The sequence below is a fragment of the Mycolicibacterium holsaticum DSM 44478 = JCM 12374 genome, assembly GCF_019645835.1.
GTDB lineage: Bacteria > Actinomycetota > Actinomycetes > Mycobacteriales > Mycobacteriaceae > Mycobacterium > Mycobacterium holsaticum.
Window position 1 is genome coordinate 1584490 of sequence record NZ_CP080998.1, and the last position, 14832, is coordinate 1599321.

The 14832-nt window shown below is 68.9% G+C and carries 14 protein-coding genes; 11 read left to right on the top strand and 3 right to left on the bottom strand.

From position 1 onward, the window contains the following. The first annotated feature begins 186 nt into the window (after window positions 1-186). The 3 genes from K3U96_RS07655 to K3U96_RS07665 all read left to right on the top strand — a co-directional run bounded on the left by K3U96_RS07655 (window position 187) and on the right by K3U96_RS07665 (window position 4563). Window positions 187-2817, top strand: coding sequence for a glycosyltransferase family 1 protein (locus K3U96_RS07655; protein ID WP_220692591.1), 2631 nt, complete (start codon window positions 187-189; stop codon window positions 2815-2817). Next, window positions 2814-3662 (top strand): virginiamycin B lyase family protein, encoded by an 849-nt coding sequence (locus K3U96_RS07660; protein WP_220692592.1) that lies wholly within the window; start codon window positions 2814-2816, stop codon window positions 3660-3662. Before K3U96_RS07655 ends, K3U96_RS07660 begins: the two co-directional genes overlap by 4 nt. 118 nt (window positions 3663-3780) lie before the next feature. Further along, a complete protein-coding gene (locus K3U96_RS07665) occupies window positions 3781-4563 on the top strand; it encodes an MspA family porin (RefSeq protein ID WP_230982397.1) in 783 nt (260 codons plus the stop codon). A gap of 95 nt (window positions 4564-4658) precedes the next feature. Here K3U96_RS07665 and K3U96_RS07670 read toward each other — a convergent pair whose 3' ends face one another. The 3 genes from K3U96_RS07670 to K3U96_RS07680 all read right to left on the bottom strand — a co-directional run bounded on the left by K3U96_RS07670 (window position 4659) and on the right by K3U96_RS07680 (window position 9535). Beyond that, window positions 4659-6098, bottom strand: a complete 1440-nt coding sequence (locus K3U96_RS07670) for a neutral zinc metallopeptidase (protein ID WP_220692593.1) — start codon at window positions 6096-6098, stop codon at window positions 4659-4661. Window positions 6099-6185: 87 nt separating this feature from the next. Then, complete coding sequence (locus K3U96_RS07675; protein ID WP_372514916.1) at window positions 6186-8141, bottom strand: ATP-dependent DNA helicase; 1956 nt, start codon at window positions 8139-8141, stop codon at window positions 6186-6188. Window positions 8142-8227: 86 nt separating this feature from the next. Further along, window positions 8228-9535 (bottom strand): nicotinate phosphoribosyltransferase, encoded by a 1308-nt coding sequence (locus K3U96_RS07680; RefSeq protein ID WP_220692594.1) that lies wholly within the window; start codon window positions 9533-9535, stop codon window positions 8228-8230. A gap of 54 nt (window positions 9536-9589) precedes the next feature. On the opposite strand from K3U96_RS07680, the gene clpS reads away from it, so the two are divergent. Genes clpS through murI form a run of 8 tightly spaced genes read left to right on the top strand, consistent with a single transcriptional unit; the run spans window position 9590 to window position 14781 of the window. Next, on the top strand, window positions 9590-9892 hold the full coding sequence (clpS, locus tag K3U96_RS07685) for an ATP-dependent Clp protease adapter ClpS (RefSeq protein ID WP_069405746.1): 303 nt from the start codon (window positions 9590-9592) through the stop codon (window positions 9890-9892). 7 nt (window positions 9893-9899) lie between these two features. Then, window positions 9900-10484 (top strand): oxidative stress transcriptional regulator AosR, encoded by a 585-nt coding sequence (gene aosR, locus K3U96_RS07690; RefSeq protein ID WP_069405745.1) that lies wholly within the window; start codon window positions 9900-9902, stop codon window positions 10482-10484. Between the two features lie 28 nt (window positions 10485-10512). Next, entirely contained in the window at window positions 10513-11535 is a 1023-nt protein-coding gene (locus K3U96_RS07695) for a P1 family peptidase (protein ID WP_220692595.1), read from the top strand. 37 nt (window positions 11536-11572) lie between these two features. Continuing rightward, window positions 11573-11998, top strand: coding sequence for a M67 family metallopeptidase (locus K3U96_RS07700; protein ID WP_220692596.1), 426 nt, complete (start codon window positions 11573-11575; stop codon window positions 11996-11998). Beyond that, a complete protein-coding gene (locus K3U96_RS07705) occupies window positions 11995-12276 on the top strand; it encodes a MoaD/ThiS family protein (protein ID WP_069405742.1) in 282 nt (93 codons plus the stop codon). Before K3U96_RS07700 ends, K3U96_RS07705 begins: the two co-directional genes overlap by 4 nt. A 2-nt stretch (window positions 12277-12278) precedes the next feature. Next, window positions 12279-13253 (top strand): cysteine synthase, encoded by a 975-nt coding sequence (locus K3U96_RS07710; protein ID WP_069405741.1) that lies wholly within the window; start codon window positions 12279-12281, stop codon window positions 13251-13253. Next, window positions 13244-13936 (top strand): rhomboid family intramembrane serine protease, encoded by a 693-nt coding sequence (locus K3U96_RS07715; protein ID WP_220692597.1) that lies wholly within the window; start codon window positions 13244-13246, stop codon window positions 13934-13936. Before K3U96_RS07710 ends, K3U96_RS07715 begins: the two co-directional genes overlap by 10 nt. Beyond that, window positions 13933-14781 (top strand): glutamate racemase, encoded by an 849-nt coding sequence (gene murI, locus K3U96_RS07720; RefSeq protein WP_069405739.1) that lies wholly within the window; start codon window positions 13933-13935, stop codon window positions 14779-14781. Before K3U96_RS07715 ends, murI begins: the two co-directional genes overlap by 4 nt. Window positions 14782-14832: the final 51 nt, after the last annotated feature.

A 14832-nucleotide genomic window follows, 5' to 3' on the forward strand; every position in this document is an offset into this window, starting at 1 on the left:
CCTACCACTCCTTACATTCGTGGACGTTGCGTCCTCGGCACCGCCAGGTCTGGTCGTCGTCGTGCAGAGCCTCGAGAACTTCCTGGCCGCCCTATACCCACCGTAATGCGCGGCCCAACCCCCCGCGCCGAAGCGATCGGGGTTCGAAGACTGCACCAGCGGGAAAGATCAGTAAGGTTGACTCGCGTGAAAGCCCTGAGACGGTTCACCGTGCGCGCCCACCTTCCCGATCGGATGGCCGCGCTCGAACGGCTGTCGATCAACCTGCGCTGGACGTGGGACAAGCCCACGCAGGATCTGTTCGCCGCCATCGACGAGGAGCTGTGGCGGCAGGTCGGTTGCGACCCGGTGGCGCTGCTGGGCCAGGTCAGCCCGAAGCGCCTCGACGAATTGGCCGTCGACGAATCGTTTCTGGGTCGCCTCGACGCGCTCGTGGCCGATCTCGACGAATATTTGACCCGCCCGCTGTGGTATCAGCAACAGATCGAACGCGGCGCCGAACTGCCCAACGGGATCGCCTACTTTTCGATGGAGTTCGGCGTCGCCGAGGTGCTGCCCAACTACTCCGGCGGCCTGGGCATCCTGGCCGGCGACCACCTCAAGTCCGCCTCCGACCTGGGCCTGCCGCTGATCGCGGTCGGCCTGTTGTACCGCTCGGGGTACTTCCGCCAGTCGCTGACCGCCGACGGCTGGCAGCACGAGAGCTACCCGTCGCTGGATCCGCAGGGCCTTCCGCTTCGACAGCTCACCGACGGCAGCGGCCGTCCCGTACTCGTCGACCTGGCGATACCCGAGGGCAACCAGCTGCGCGCCCGGGTCTGGGTCGCCCAGGTGGGCCGAATTCCGTTGCTGCTGTTGGATTCCGATATTCCCGAAAATGCCCACGGCCTGCGCGGGGTGACCGACCGGCTCTACGGCGGCGACCAGGAACACCGGATCAAACAGGAGATCCTGGCCGGCATCGGCGGCGTGCGCGCAATCCGGGCGTTCATCGAACTGGAGGGCCGGGCCGCCCCGGAGGTGTTCCACATGAACGAGGGACACGCCGGGTTCCTCGGTGTCGAGCGCATCCGCGAGCTCATCGACGCCGGGCTGGACTTCGACACCGCGGTGACGGTGGTGCGGTCCTCCACGGTGTTCACCACCCACACGCCGGTGCCCGCGGGCATCGACCGGTTCCCGGTGGAGATGGTCCGGCGTTATTTCGGCGGCGCCGACGAGCCGCGGCCGGACGGGTCGCCGGATGCCGCCTCGCGACTTCTGCCCGGGGTTCCGCTGGACCGCATCATCGCGTTCGGCGCGGAAGACGATCCGTCGAAGTTCAACATGGCGCACATGGGTCTGCGATTGGCGCAGCGGGCCAACGGCGTATCGCTGTTGCACGGCAAGGTCAGCCGCCACATGTTCAACGAGTTGTGGGCGGGGTTCGACCCCAGCGAGGTGCCGATCGGCTCGATCACCAACGGTGTGCACGCACCGACGTGGGCGGCGCGGGAGTGGCTGGAACTGGGTCGCGAAATGATCGGTGCCAACTCGCGTGGGGAGCCCGCGGTGTGGGAGCCCGAGGTGTGGCAGCGGCTGCACCAGGTCGACGCCGGGCACATCTGGTGGATCCGCTCACAGCTGCGCAGACAGCTGGTCGAAGACGTGCGCGCGCGGCTGCGCCGGTCGTGGACCGAGCGCGGCGCCGCCGATGCTGAATTGGGTTGGATCGCAACAGCGTTCGACCCCAACGCGCTGACCATCGGATTCGCCAGGCGGGTACCGACGTACAAGCGGCTGACGCTGATGCTGCGCGACCCTGAACGTCTGGAGCGGCTGTTGCTCGACGAGCAGCGGCCGATCCAGCTGATCGTGGCGGGTAAGTCCCATCCCGCCGACGACGGTGGCAAGGCGCTGATTCAACAGGTGGTGAAGTTCGCCGACCGGCCCGAGGTGCGGCACCGTATCGCGTTTCTGCCCGACTACGACATGTCGATGGCCCGCCAGCTGTACTGGGGATGCGATGTGTGGCTGAACAATCCGCTGCGGCCGCTGGAGGCGTGCGGAACGTCGGGGATGAAGAGCGCGCTCAACGGCGGGCTGAACCTGTCGATCCGCGACGGCTGGTGGGACGAGTGGTACGACGGCGAAAACGGTTGGGAGATACCGACTGCCAACGGGCTGGCCGACGAGGGTCGACGCGATGACCTCGAGGCGGCCGCCCTCTACGATCTGCTCGAACAGGCCGTCGCGCCGAAGTTCTACGACCGCGACGAGCACGGCGTACCCGCCCGTTGGGTCGAGATGGTGCGGCACACGCTGATCGCGCTCGGGCCAAAAGTGCTGGCGTCGCGCATGGTTCGCGACTACACCGAGAAGTACTACGCGCCCGCGGCGCAGTCCGTGCGCAAGACAGTGCAACCCGGAGCCGACGGTGAACCGTTCGGCGCGGCCCGCGACCTGGCGGCCTACCGCGGGCGCGCCGAGGAGGCCTGGCCGAAGGTTCAGATCACCGACGTCGACAGCTCCGGGCTGCCGGACACCCCGCTGCTCGGCTCTGAGCTCACCTTGACCGCGAAGGTGCAGCTCGCCGACCTGCGACCCGAGGAGGTGACCGTGCAGGCCGTGCTGGGCCGCGTCGACGCGAGCGACACGCTGGTGGATCCGGTGACGGTCCCGATGCAGCACACGGGCACCGCCGACGGTGGCAACGTGACGTTCTCGACCACCACGCCGCTGCCGGTCGCCGGGCCGGTCGGGTACACGGTGCGGGTGCTGCCGCACCACCCGCTGCTGGCCGGCGACAACGAGCTCGGCCTCGTCACCTCCGCGTGACGCGCGCGCTGAAGGTCCCGGTCGACGGCGGGCCCTATGCGCTGGCCCTCGGCGCCGACGACGCACTGTGGGTGACGCTGGTGGCAGCCGGCGCGATCGCGCGGGTGAGCACGACGGGCGCCGTCACGGTGTTCCCCGTTGCCCCGCAGAGCCGTCCGTCGATCATCACCGCCGGCCCCGACGGCGCGCTGTGGTTCACTCGCATCGGAGATGACCACATCGGCCGGATCACCACAGCGGGGGAGTTGAGCGCCTTTCACGTCGGCGACGACCGGGGCCCGTACGGCATCACCGCCGGCGCCGACGGTGCGTTGTGGTTCACCGCGATGACATCCGGTGAGGTCGGCCGGATTTCGGTCGACGGGGAGGTGACCGACTGGCATCCGGTCGGCGGCGCACCGTCGATGATCACGACCGGGCCCGACAACGCGTTGTGGTTCACCCTCAACCAGGCCAATGCGATCGGTCGGTTGTCACCGTCTGACGGCCTGACCGTACGCGAACTGCCTACTGCTGCAGCAGGTCCGGTGGGCATCGCGGCAACCCACGATGACGCGGTGTGGTTCACCGAGATCCGCGCCGAGAAGTTGGGCCGCATCCCCGTACGTGACGCGATCCAGGAGATCGACCTGCCCGGTAAACCGCACGCGGTGGTGGCCGACCCCGACGACGGGGTATGGGTGACCCTGTGGGGTTCGCACCAGATCGCCAGGGTCAGCGGCGACGGCGAGATCATCACCATCGACCTCCCGCCGGGCAGCGAGCCACACGGAATGGCGATCGGCGCGGACGGTGCGCTGTGGGTCGCCCTTGAGGCGGGGTTCGTGCTGCGGATGCCGACCTGACGTGCCGGCGCACGACCACCACACAAATATCTGGACACCTGTACGGCGGCCGCGATGGCCCGGGTAGGTTGCCCTCCAGTGCGTCATTTACCGCGACGCGTGGCGAAGGACTTCAGCAGTGACGGTTGGATATGTGCTGCGGCGCGGCATCACCGTGTTGGCGGTCGGCGGGCTGATCGGTGGCCTGGCGAGCGTGCCGGCGTCGGCCCAACCGGCGGTGGAACCCGTCGTCGACGTGGTTCCGGGCCCACCCCCACCGGAGGGTGCACCGCCGCCTGAAGGTGCGGTGCCTCCTGACGCGTTACCGCCGCCGGACGACGGTGCGGTCGCGTCCACGCCGCCGGTCGTCAAGGAGGCCCCCGACGGTTGGCGGCTGGAACTGGGCGCCAAGGATGAGACCCAGGCCCCGATTCCTCCGCTCACCACCGCGCTGTCCTCGCGCGAGTACGTGGTCGGCGGGACCTACACCGGCAAGCTGAGCGGTCCCGACGACGGCACAGCGCCCACCGGCACGCTCGAGGTCGGCTACGAGATCGGTTGCGGCATCGATATGAGCACGTCCAACGGCGTCTCGCTGACCGGCACCGCGGGCATCAACCCGTCGCTCGGGATTCTGGGAATCGACGCCGCCGGACCGGTGGAGCTCGGGGTGTTGCCCGGCCTCGGCGGCAACCTCGGCGGTGGTATCACCGTCGGGCTCAAACCCGGTCTGATCAACGTGGTGCCGGTGACGAAGAAGGAGTTCACCGGCGCCGAGCCGTGGGTGATGGTCAGCGACTTCCGGGTCAAGATCGACGGCTGTGTCGGCGAGTCGTTCATCCGCTCGTATGCGTTTTTGACCCGTTCCACCGAAGTCTCGGAGGCGATCGTCGCTTGGTACGGCGTGACCAAGAACATCTAGCTCCGCTTCCCGCTCCGCTCCCAGCGAAATAGCATTCCGGGTCGTCACCGGCGTGATTTTGCGACCTGGAATGCTATTTCGCGGGCAAGCCAGCGTCAGGAGAAGCGTTTGAAGCACCGGTCCTGATCGCCGAGCACCCCGACACGGAACGCGTCGATCCGCGAGAACCCCGAGGGCACCGACTCGCCGTTGACGTCGCTGGCGACCAGGCCGTTGGTGAGGATGCCCGACACCGCCTCGTCGACGTCGCCTGCGGTGAGCGCGACGGTGTTCCCGTCGGGTGTGGTCACCGACTTGGACAGCTTCGTGGTGGCCACCCCGGTCAGGCAGGCGGTGCGCAGCGCCGCTTCGGCGTTGTCGAGCGCGACGCCGCCGTGCTCGTGCTGGACGGCCTGCATGTAGCGCGACACCAGCACCGAGTAGGCGGAGTTGTCTCCGGTGGCCAACTCGTCGCCGCCGGTGGTGTCCTGGGTGCCCATCCGGGTCAGCCCGTCGAGGTCGACGGCGATCGTGTTGGTGCTCGGGCAGAACGACACGGGTGGGCTCGGGCGGGTGCCGGGGCAGTCGGCACCCGCGAAGCTCAACACCGGCGGGTTGGCCGGCTCGAACAGGAGATCCATCGCGGCGATGATCGTGCGCACCGACGTTTCGCTGACCTCCCACTCGCCGGTTTCGTCCTCATCGAGCAGCACGGGCAGATCGCCGCGGCGCTGACCGATCTCGCGCATGTCGATCGACGCGCATGCACTCGCGCCGTCGGTGAAACCGAACTGGAACGCCGAAAGCCGTTCGAACGCCGAACCGTGCTCGTCGGACCCGGCGGCGGGATCGGCCTCGCTCATCAGCGGGTCGCGAAACGCGATCACCGCCGCCAGCACGTTGTTGAGGCCATCGCCGGTGGACAGCGAAAAGCGCGGCGAGTTGTCTTCGGCCACCCACCGCATGTACGCCCCGGCAAGACAGTCGGCTTGCTGCTCGGCGACCAACGTCGGGGTGGCGTCGCCGGCCATCTTGGCCTGACGCTGCACGGCGTGGCCGTACTCGTGGGCGAGCACCATCGTGACGCCCATGTCGCCGTATTTGCGCTGCAGACCGGGCAGCAGCTCGCCGCGGTCCCACCCGATGGTCCGGTCGTCGTGGCAGAACGCGGCGTTGACCAGGCCGTAGGTGTCGCCGCCACAGAACACGATGCTGTCGAATCCGTTGGCGTCCCAGGAGATCAGCGCCTTCGCCCGACGGAACTCGCCGCCGAACGATTCGCTGTAGACACCGTTCCAGAACTCCTCGATGTCGCTGACGGCCTGGCGGGCCAGCTCGTCGATGTCGCCGCCGTCGGTGCCCTTGACCTTGCGGGTCGGCTCGGGGGGGTCGGGCCGCAGGCCGGTCGGCCCGTCGGTGGCAGGCATCCCGGCGACGCGGAACGGGTCGGCGAACACCGAAACGGGCGTGCCCTGCAATGTCGTCGAGCACGCCGCGGCGAGCAGCACCGCGGACGACACCGCGAGCACGGCGCCCACCAGGTGTCGTCGCCTCATGCAGATATACCTAATACGCCCAAAGAGACATTTGGGCGTAAAAGTGCGGGTGAGTTTCGCCAAAACGTCCATCTCGGCGCTACGGGATCAGTCGCCGCGCAGCCGCTGAAGCGCCTGATAAACCCGGGTGGAATCGGTCGTCGCCCAGAACGGTGGCAGCGACGCGCGCAGATAGCCGCTGTAGCGGGCGGTGGCCATCCGCGAGTCGAGCACCGCGACGACGCCGCGGTCCTCCACGGTGCGCAGCAACCGGCCCGCACCCTGGGCCAGCAGCAGCGCTGCGTGGCTGGCGGCGACGGCCATGAACCCGTTGCCGCCGCGGGCCGCCACCGCACGTTGGCGCGCGGTGAGCAACGGGTCGTCGGGACGCGGAAACGGGATGCGGTCGATGAGCACCAGCGACAGCGACGGACCGGGCACGTCGACGCCCTGCCACAGCGACAACGTGCCGAACAGCGACGTCCCGGGATCCTCGGCGAACCGCTTGACCAGCGCCGACGTGGTGTCCTCACCCTGGCACAGCACCGGGGTGTCGAGGCGCTCCCGCATGATCTCGGCGGCCGCCTTCGCCGCCCGCATCGACGAGAACAGGCCCAGCGTGCGACCACCCGCCGCGGTCACCAGCGCAGCGATCTCGTCGAGTTGTTCGGCGTTGGTGAATGTCGCCGACTCCGCGGCTCCGGCCCGGCTGCCGCGGTGCCCAGGCGGCGGCAGATGCGCGGCGACGTAGAGGATGCCCGACTTCGCGTGCTCGAACGGTGACCCGACGTCGATGCCCCGCCACTTGGTCTCCTCACCGGCCAAACCCCATGCCGACGCCATCGCGTCGAACGTGCCGCCGATGGTCAGCGTCGCCGACGTGAGAACCGTCGTCGCGTGCTCGAAAAGCCTGACGCGCAACAACCCTGCCACCGACAGCGGCGCCACCCGCAACACGGCGCGAACGTTGCCGCGGTTGTCCTCGTGGTCCAACCACACCACGTCGGTGCGATCGGCAATGGCCGGGACGAACGAGTCCAAGATGCGTGACGCGGTGTCGCCGACGTCGGTCAACGCCGTGACCGCCTCCGCACGCGCCGACGCCGCCTTCGGGTCGCTGGGGCTCGTGTCGATCGCCGACCGCACCCGGTGCACGGCGTCGCGCAGCGCGGTCAGATACGTCGCCATCTCGTCGTCGAGCACGTCGATACGGCCGGGGGTGGCGTCATGGATGGCCGACGAGATCGTCGCGGTCGCCGCCTCCAGCCGTTGCGCAAGTTCGGGGTCGACGAGGCGCGCGGCCCGCCGGTGCGCCACCCCCAGCGACGTCGCCGACAACTCCCCGGTGGCCACCGACGTCACCCGGTCGACCAGTTCGTGGGCCTCGTCGACAACCAGTAGACGGTGTTCGGGCAGCACGGCCGCATCGGAGATCGCGTCGATGGCCAGCAGCGCGTGGTTGGTGACGACGACATCGGCGCGCCCGGCCTTCTCACGGGCCCGTTCGGAAAAGCAGTCGGTGCCGAACGGGCACCGCGACACCCCGATGCATTCCCGCGCCGAGACGCTGACCTGCGACCACGACCGGTCCGGCACGCCCGGGGTCAGCTCGTCCCGATCACCGGTGTCGGTCTCTGACGACCACGCGATCAGCCGCTGCACGTCGCGGCCGAGCGCGCTGGCCGCCAACGGCTCGAACAGTTCCTCCTGCGGCCGGTCTTCCGGTTCAGCCGCGGCGGACCCGTTGTGAATCTTGTTCAGGCACAGATAATTTCCGCGGCCCTTCAGCAGCGCGAACTCCGGGGCGCGGGGCAACGCGGCTGCCAGCGACCCGGCCAGCCGGGGCAGGTCGCGGTCCACGAGCTGGCGTTGCAACGCGATGGTCGCCGTCGACACCACGACCGGTTCGTCGATTTCGAGGGCACGGGCGATCGCAGGCACCAGATAGGCCAGCGATTTGCCGGTGCCCGTCCCGGCCTGCACCGCGAGGTGCTCACCGGTCTCGAAGGCACGCGCCACCGCCTGGGCCATCTCGATCTGACCGCTGCGCTCGCTACCGCCCAACGAGGCGACCGCCGTGGCGAGCAGGTCGGTGACCCGCCTCTGGTCCCCCGTCGCTTCGCTCCTACCCTCCGAAGTCGTGGTTCCTCCTATGTTGCGCGCGCGACCATGCGCGTCGGGATCGCCGGTTCGCCGCGGGAGAGTGCCAGACCGTGCCACGGCAAGCTTTTCAGGCCGGCACGGACCCGTCCGCGCGCGGTGTCCAGCCCGAGGTCGCCGACTGGTTGGCCGTCGCGCACCAACGTCTCGGTGAGCGGTCGCTCGGCCAGCCCCCGCGGGGCCGCGGGCGGCTGTCCATACAGATGCACGACCTCTTCGACCATCGTGCCGGTGGTCTTGGCGAGCCGCGTCGCCTGTTTACGGCCGCCGTGGGATTCCTTGCGGCTGCTGCGCTTCTCCACCGGCATCCCGTCCACCTCGACGAGCTTGTACACCATGCCGGCTGTGGGCGCGCCCGAGCCGGTGACCAGCGAAGTACCGACACCGAAGCTGTCGACGGGTTCGGCGCGCAGCGAGGCGATGCCGAACTCGTCGAGGTCGCCGGAGACCACGATGCGGGTTCGTCGCGCGCCCAGCCGGTCCAACTGGTCGCGGACCTGGCGCGCCAGCACACCGAGGTCGCCGGAGTCGATGCGTACCGCGCCGAGTTCGGGCCCGGCCACCTCGACGGCGTTGGCCACCCCGGTGGTGATGTCGTAGGTGTCGACCAGCAGCGTGGTGTCCACGCCGAGCGCCTGCACCTGCGCGTGAAACGCCGCCTTCTCGTCCGGCCCGCGGTCGGTGGCGTACAGCAGCGTGAACGCGTGGGCGCTGGTGCCGACGGCGGGCACGCCGTAGACGCGTTGGGCCTCGAGGTTGGACGAGGCGGTGAACCCGGCGAGGTAGGCCGCCCGCGCGGCGGCCACCGCGGCTCGCTCGTGGGTGCGCCGCGAGCCCATCTCGATCAGCGAGCGTCCCTCGGCCGCGGACACCATCCGCGCCGCGGCCGACGCGATAGCGCTGTCGTGGTTGAAGATCGACAGCGCCAGGGTTTCCAACACCACGCATTCGCCGAACGTGCCGTGCACGGACAACACCGGTGAGCCCGGGAAGTACAGTTCGCCCTCGCCGTACCCGTCGACGTCGCCGCCGAATCGGTAGTCGGCCAGGTAGGCCAGCGTCTGGTCATCGCAGAACCCGGACAGCGCCGAGAGGGCCTCGTCGTCGAACGTGAACTGCGCCAACGCATCAACGAACCGCGCCGTTCCGGCGACCACGCCGTACCGGCGCCCGTCGGGCAGGCGCCGGGCGAACATCTCGAAGGTGGTGCGGCGGTGCGCGGTGCCGTCACGCAGGGCGGCAGCAAGCATCGTCAACTCGTATTTGTCGGTGAGCAACGCCAGGGACGCCCCAGTCACACCGCAACCGTAGTAGGTCAAAGCCGTCCGTATGCCCCGGCTATCCTTGAGCACATGGTTACGCCGGCCAAGGCCCGACCGGGAACCCGTGAGGAGCGTGACGTCGCCACGCACGAGGCGACCGACGTCCCGTGGGTGACCATCGTGTGGGACGACCCGGTCAACCTGATGACCTACGTGACGTACGTCTTCCAGAAGTTGTTCGGCTACAGCGAGCCGCACGCGACCAAACTCATGCTGCAGGTGCACAACGAAGGTAAGGCCGTGGTGTCGGCAGGCAGCCGTGAGTCGATGGAGGTCGACGTGTCCAAGCTCCATGCCGCCGGCTTGTGGGCGACCATGCAGCAGGACCGCTGACAGAACAGTGCGTAAATGGAAGCGGGTCGACACTCCCGACGGCCCGCGATTTCGCTCGGCGTTGGCTCAGCACGAGGCCGCGCTGCTGCGCAGCCTTGCCACGTCCATGATCGGCATGCTCGATGAGCGTCAATCCTCTGCTCCCGCAGACGAACTCGAACAGATCACCGGTATGCGCACCGGGAACTCGACGCCGCCGCAGGACGAAACGATGAAGCGCCTGCTGCCCGACTTCTACCGGTCCCAGACCGACCATCCGGCCGGCTCGGGCACGGCCGAGTCGCTCAACCGCGCCTTGCGCAGCCTGCACGAGCCCGAGATCATCGACGCGAAAATCCAAGCCGCGCAGCAGCTTTTGGAAACCCTTCCGGAGGCGGGCGGCAAACTCGAACTGCGCGAGGATGATGCGCACTGCTGGGCTGCCGCCGTCAACGACATGCGGTTGGCGCTGGGCAGCATGCTCGGTGTCGCCTCGGGCGGGCCCGACGAGTTGGCCCCCGACCATCCGTTGGCGGGGCACCTCGACGTGTACCAGTGGCTGACCGTGCTGCAGGAGTACCTGGTCCTCGGACTCATGGGGAAATCGCGTTGATGAGCGCCGATCGCGAAAAGAGAGAGCAGTGACGGGTTCGATCACCGACGTCGCCGGCATCCTTGTCGGACAACACCACCGCGTCGACGCCGACGCCACGCTGGGGTCGGGGTGGGCGAGCGGCACCACGGTCGTGCTGGCGCCGCCGGGCACCGTCGGCGCCGTCGACGGGCGCGGCGGCGCACCCGGCACCCGCGAGACGGACCTGCTTGACCCGATCAACTCGGTGCGCCACGTCGACGCCGTGGTGCTCTCGGGCGGCAGCGCGTTCGGCCTGGCCGCCGCCGACGGCGTGATGCGGTTCCTTGAGGAACAGGGCCGCGGGGTGGCGCTGGAGGGCGGGGTGGTGCCGATCGTGCCAGCCGCGGTGGTCTTCGACCTGCCCGTCGGCGGCTGGGCGTGCCGGCCGACGCCGGAGTTCGGCTACACCGCGGCCCAGAGCGCCGGCACCGACGTGGCCCTCGGCACCGTCGGCGCGGGCACCGGAGCGCGGGCCGGCGTCCTCAAGGGCGGCGTCGGTACCGCGTCGACGACGCTGGCGTCGGGTGTGACCGTCGGCGTGGTGGTGATCGTCAACTCCGCCGGGGACGTCGTGGACCCGGCGACCGGGCTGCCGTGGCTGGCCGACCAGATCGACGAACTGGGGCTGGTGGCGCCGCCGGCCGACCAGATCGCGGCGTACGCCGGCCGCCACCAGGAGTTCAGCCCGCTCAACACCACGATCGCCGTCGTCGCCACCGACGCGGTGCTGAGCAAGGCGGGGTGCCGGCGCGTCGCTGTCGCCGCGCACGACGGCCTGGCCCGCACCATCCGGCCGTGTCACACCCCGCTGGATGGGGATACGGTGTTTGCGCTGGCCACCGGTGCCGTCGAGGTACCGCTGGACCCCACCACCCCGGCATCGATGTCACCGGAGACGCCGCTGATCACCGCGATCGGGGCGGCCGCCGCGGACTGCCTGGCCCGAGCGGTGCTGGTGGGGGTGCTGGCGGCCGAGTCGGTCGCCGGAATACCGACGTACCGGGACATGTTGCCCGGAGCATTCGGGTGACCCGCCCACAAACAGGGACCGCGGAGAGGGAACGACAGTGCTGGTGATTCGGGCTGATCTGGTCGAGGCCATGGTCGCGCACGCGCGCGCCGACCACCCCGACGAGGCCTGCGGGATCATCGCCGGGCCGGAAGGCGCCGATCGTCCCGAGCGGTTCATCGCCATGGTCAACGCCGAACGATCACCGACGTTCTACCGCTTCGATTCGATGGAGCAGCTGAAGGTGTGGCGGGCGATGGAAGAGGCCGACGAGGCCCCCATCGTCATCTACCACTCGCACACCGCGACCGAGGCCTATCCCAGCCGAACCGACGTCTCGCTGGCGTTCGAGCCGGACGCCCACTACGTGCTGGTGTCGACCCGCGACCCCGACGAGCACGAGCTGCGCAGTTACCGCATCGTCGACGGCGCCGTCACCGAAGAACCCGTCAAGATCGTCGAGCAGTATGAGGAGCAACCATGACCGTCACCGTTTCGATCCCGACCATCCTGCGGCCCCATACGGGTGGGGAAAAGCGTGTGACCGCATCCGGTGACACCCTGGCTGCGGTGATCAACGACCTGGAGGCGAACTACGCCGGGATCTCCGACCGCCTGGTCGACTCCAACGATCCGGGCAAGCTGCACCGCTTCGTCAACATCTACGTCAACGACGAAGACGTGCGCTTCTCAGGCGGGCTGGACACCTCGATCTCCGACGGCGACGCGGTGACCATCCTGCCCGCCGTCGCGGGTGGCTGATCTTGGCCCGGTACGAGTCACTGCTCGAGGCGCTCGGCAACACCCCGCTGGTGGGCCTGCGCCGGTTGTCGCCTCGCTGGGACGACGAGCCCGACGGCGAACCGCACGTGCGGCTGTGGGCCAAGCTAGAGGACCGCAATCCGACCGGGTCGATCAAGGACCGCCCCGCGCTGCGGATGATCGAAGACGCCGAACGCCGCGGCCAGTTGGCGCCCGGCGCGACGATCCTGGAGCCGACGAGCGGCAACACCGGCATCTCCTTGGCGATGGCCGCGCTGCTCAAGGGCTACCAGATGATCTGCGTGATGCCCGAGAACACGTCGATCGAAAGACGTCAGCTGCTCGAACTCTACGGCGCGCGGATCATCTCCTCGCCGGCCGAAGGCGGATCCAACACCGCGGTGGCGCACGCGAAAGAGCTTGCGCAACAGAACCCGTCGTGGGTGATGCTCTACCAATACGGCAACGAGTCCAACACGTTGTCGCATTACGAAGGCACCGGGCCTGAACTGCTCGCCGACCTGCCCGAGATCACCCACTTCGTCGCGGGGCTGGGCACCACGGGCACGCTGATGGGCACCGGCCGGTATCTGCGCGAGCAGGTGCCCGGCGTGCAGATCGTGGCCGCCGAACCCCGTTACGGCGAAGGGGTGTACGCGCTACGCAACATCGACGAGGGGTTCGTCCCCGAGCTCTACGACCCCGACGTGCTGACCACCCGCTTCTCCGTCGGCTCCTATGACGCCGTCAAGCGCACCCGCGAACTGGTCCAGGTCGAGGGGATCTTCGCCGGCATCTCGACCGGCGCGGTGCTACACGCTGCGCTGGGTATGGGGGCCAAGGCGGTCAAGGCTGGCGAGCGCGCCGACATCGCGTTCGTGGTCGCCGATGCCGGTTGGAAGTATCTGTCCACCGGTGCGTACGCCGGTAGCCTTGATGAGGCCGAGGACGCGCTGGAAGGACAGCTATGGGCATGACGGGCACGGGTGGATACCCCGGCACGCCGGGACCCGCGCCGTCGAAGAAGCGGCCCGCCTGGATGGTCGGCGGCCTGACGATCATCAGCTTCGTCGTGCTGCTGTACGTCATCGAGGCCTACGACGTGGCGACCGGACATCGCCTGGACAACAACGGCATCCGCCCGCTGGAAAGCGACGGGCTGGGGGGCATCCTGTTCGCGCCGCTGCTGCATTCGGACTGGGATCACCTGATCGCCAACACCATTCCCGCGCTCGTGCTCGGTTTCCTGATGACGCTGGCTGGGATGTCGCGGTTCATCTTCGCCACCGCGATCGTGTGGATTCTCGGCGGCTTCGGCACCTGGCTGATCGGCAACGTCGGCGTGCACTGCCCGTACGTCGGGGTGCGCTGCGAGACCAACCACATCGGCGCGTCCGGGCTGATCTTCGGCTGGCTGGCATTCCTGATTGTGTTCGGCTTCTTCACCCGCAAGATCTGGGAGATCGTGGTCGGCGTCGTGGTGCTGCTCGTGTACGGCAGCATCCTGTTCGGCGTGCTGCCCGGCACCCCCGGTGTCTCGTGGCAGGGCCACCTGAGCGGGGCGGTCGCCGGCGTCATCGCCGCCTACCTGCTGTCCGGGCCCGAACGTAAGGCGCGGGCGTTGCGGCGACCGGTCCCGCCGCCGTACCTGACGTCGTGACCGAATCCTCGCGTGCCGCGAACCTGCCCGTCGGGATCTTCGATTCGGGGGTCGGCGGGCTGACGGTGGCCCGGGCGATCATTGACCAACTACCCGACGAGGACATCATCTATGTCGGTGACACCGGCAACGGACCGTACGGGCCGCTGACCATCCCGGAGATCCGCGCGCACGCCCTGGCGATCGGCGACGATCTGGTCGCGCGCGGCGTGAAGGCATTGGTGATCGCGTGCAACACCGCGTCGTCGGCGTGCCTGCGCGACGCCAGGGAACGCTACGCGCCGGTGCCCGTCGTCGAAGTGATCCTGCCCGCGGTGCGGCGCGCGGTGGCCGCCACCCGAAACGGCCGCATCGGTGTCATCGGCACCGAGGCGACCATCGCGTCGGGGGCCTATCAGGACGCGTTCGGGGCCGCGCGCGACACCGAGGTGATCGCGGTGGCCTGCCCGCGGTTCGTCGACTTCGTCGAGCGCGGAGTGACCAGCGGGCGCCAGGTGCTCGGGCTGGCCGAAGGCTATCTGGAACCGCTGCAACGAGCCGAGGTGGACACCCTGGTGCTCGGCTGCACCCACTACCCGATGCTGTCGGGTCTGATCCAGCTGGCGATGGGCGAGCAGGTGTCGCTGGTGTCCAGCGCGGAGGAGACCGCCAAGGACCTGCTGCGGGTGCTCACCGAACTCGATTTGCTGCGCCCGCACCCCGATGATCCGGCGGCGCGCGGTGCGCAGCGGGTCTTCGAGGCGACCGGTGATCCCGACGCGTTCACCGCGCTCGCGGCCCGGTTCCTTGGCCCGGCGCTGGACGGTGTTCGACCTGTTCAACGTCACGTCGGCGTGGGAAAGTGATTTAGCGCAAGAATCAAGCACAAACGGGCGATGTTTTCATCACACTGCTGC

Excerpts from the sequence above, each read along its gene's own strand:
- K3U96_RS07670 (WP_220692593.1), bottom strand. The coding sequence starts at position 6,098 with ATGAGGCGACGACACCTGGTGGGCGCCGTGCTCGCGGTGTCGTCCGCG.
- clpS (WP_069405746.1), top strand. The coding sequence starts at position 9,590 with ATGGTTACGCCGGCCAAGGCCCGACCGGGAACCCGTGAGGAGCGTGAC.
- K3U96_RS07705 (WP_069405742.1), top strand. The coding sequence starts at position 11,995 with ATGACCGTCACCGTTTCGATCCCGACCATCCTGCGGCCCCATACGGGT.
- K3U96_RS07715 (WP_220692597.1), top strand. The coding sequence starts at position 13,244 with ATGGGCATGACGGGCACGGGTGGATACCCCGGCACGCCGGGACCCGCG.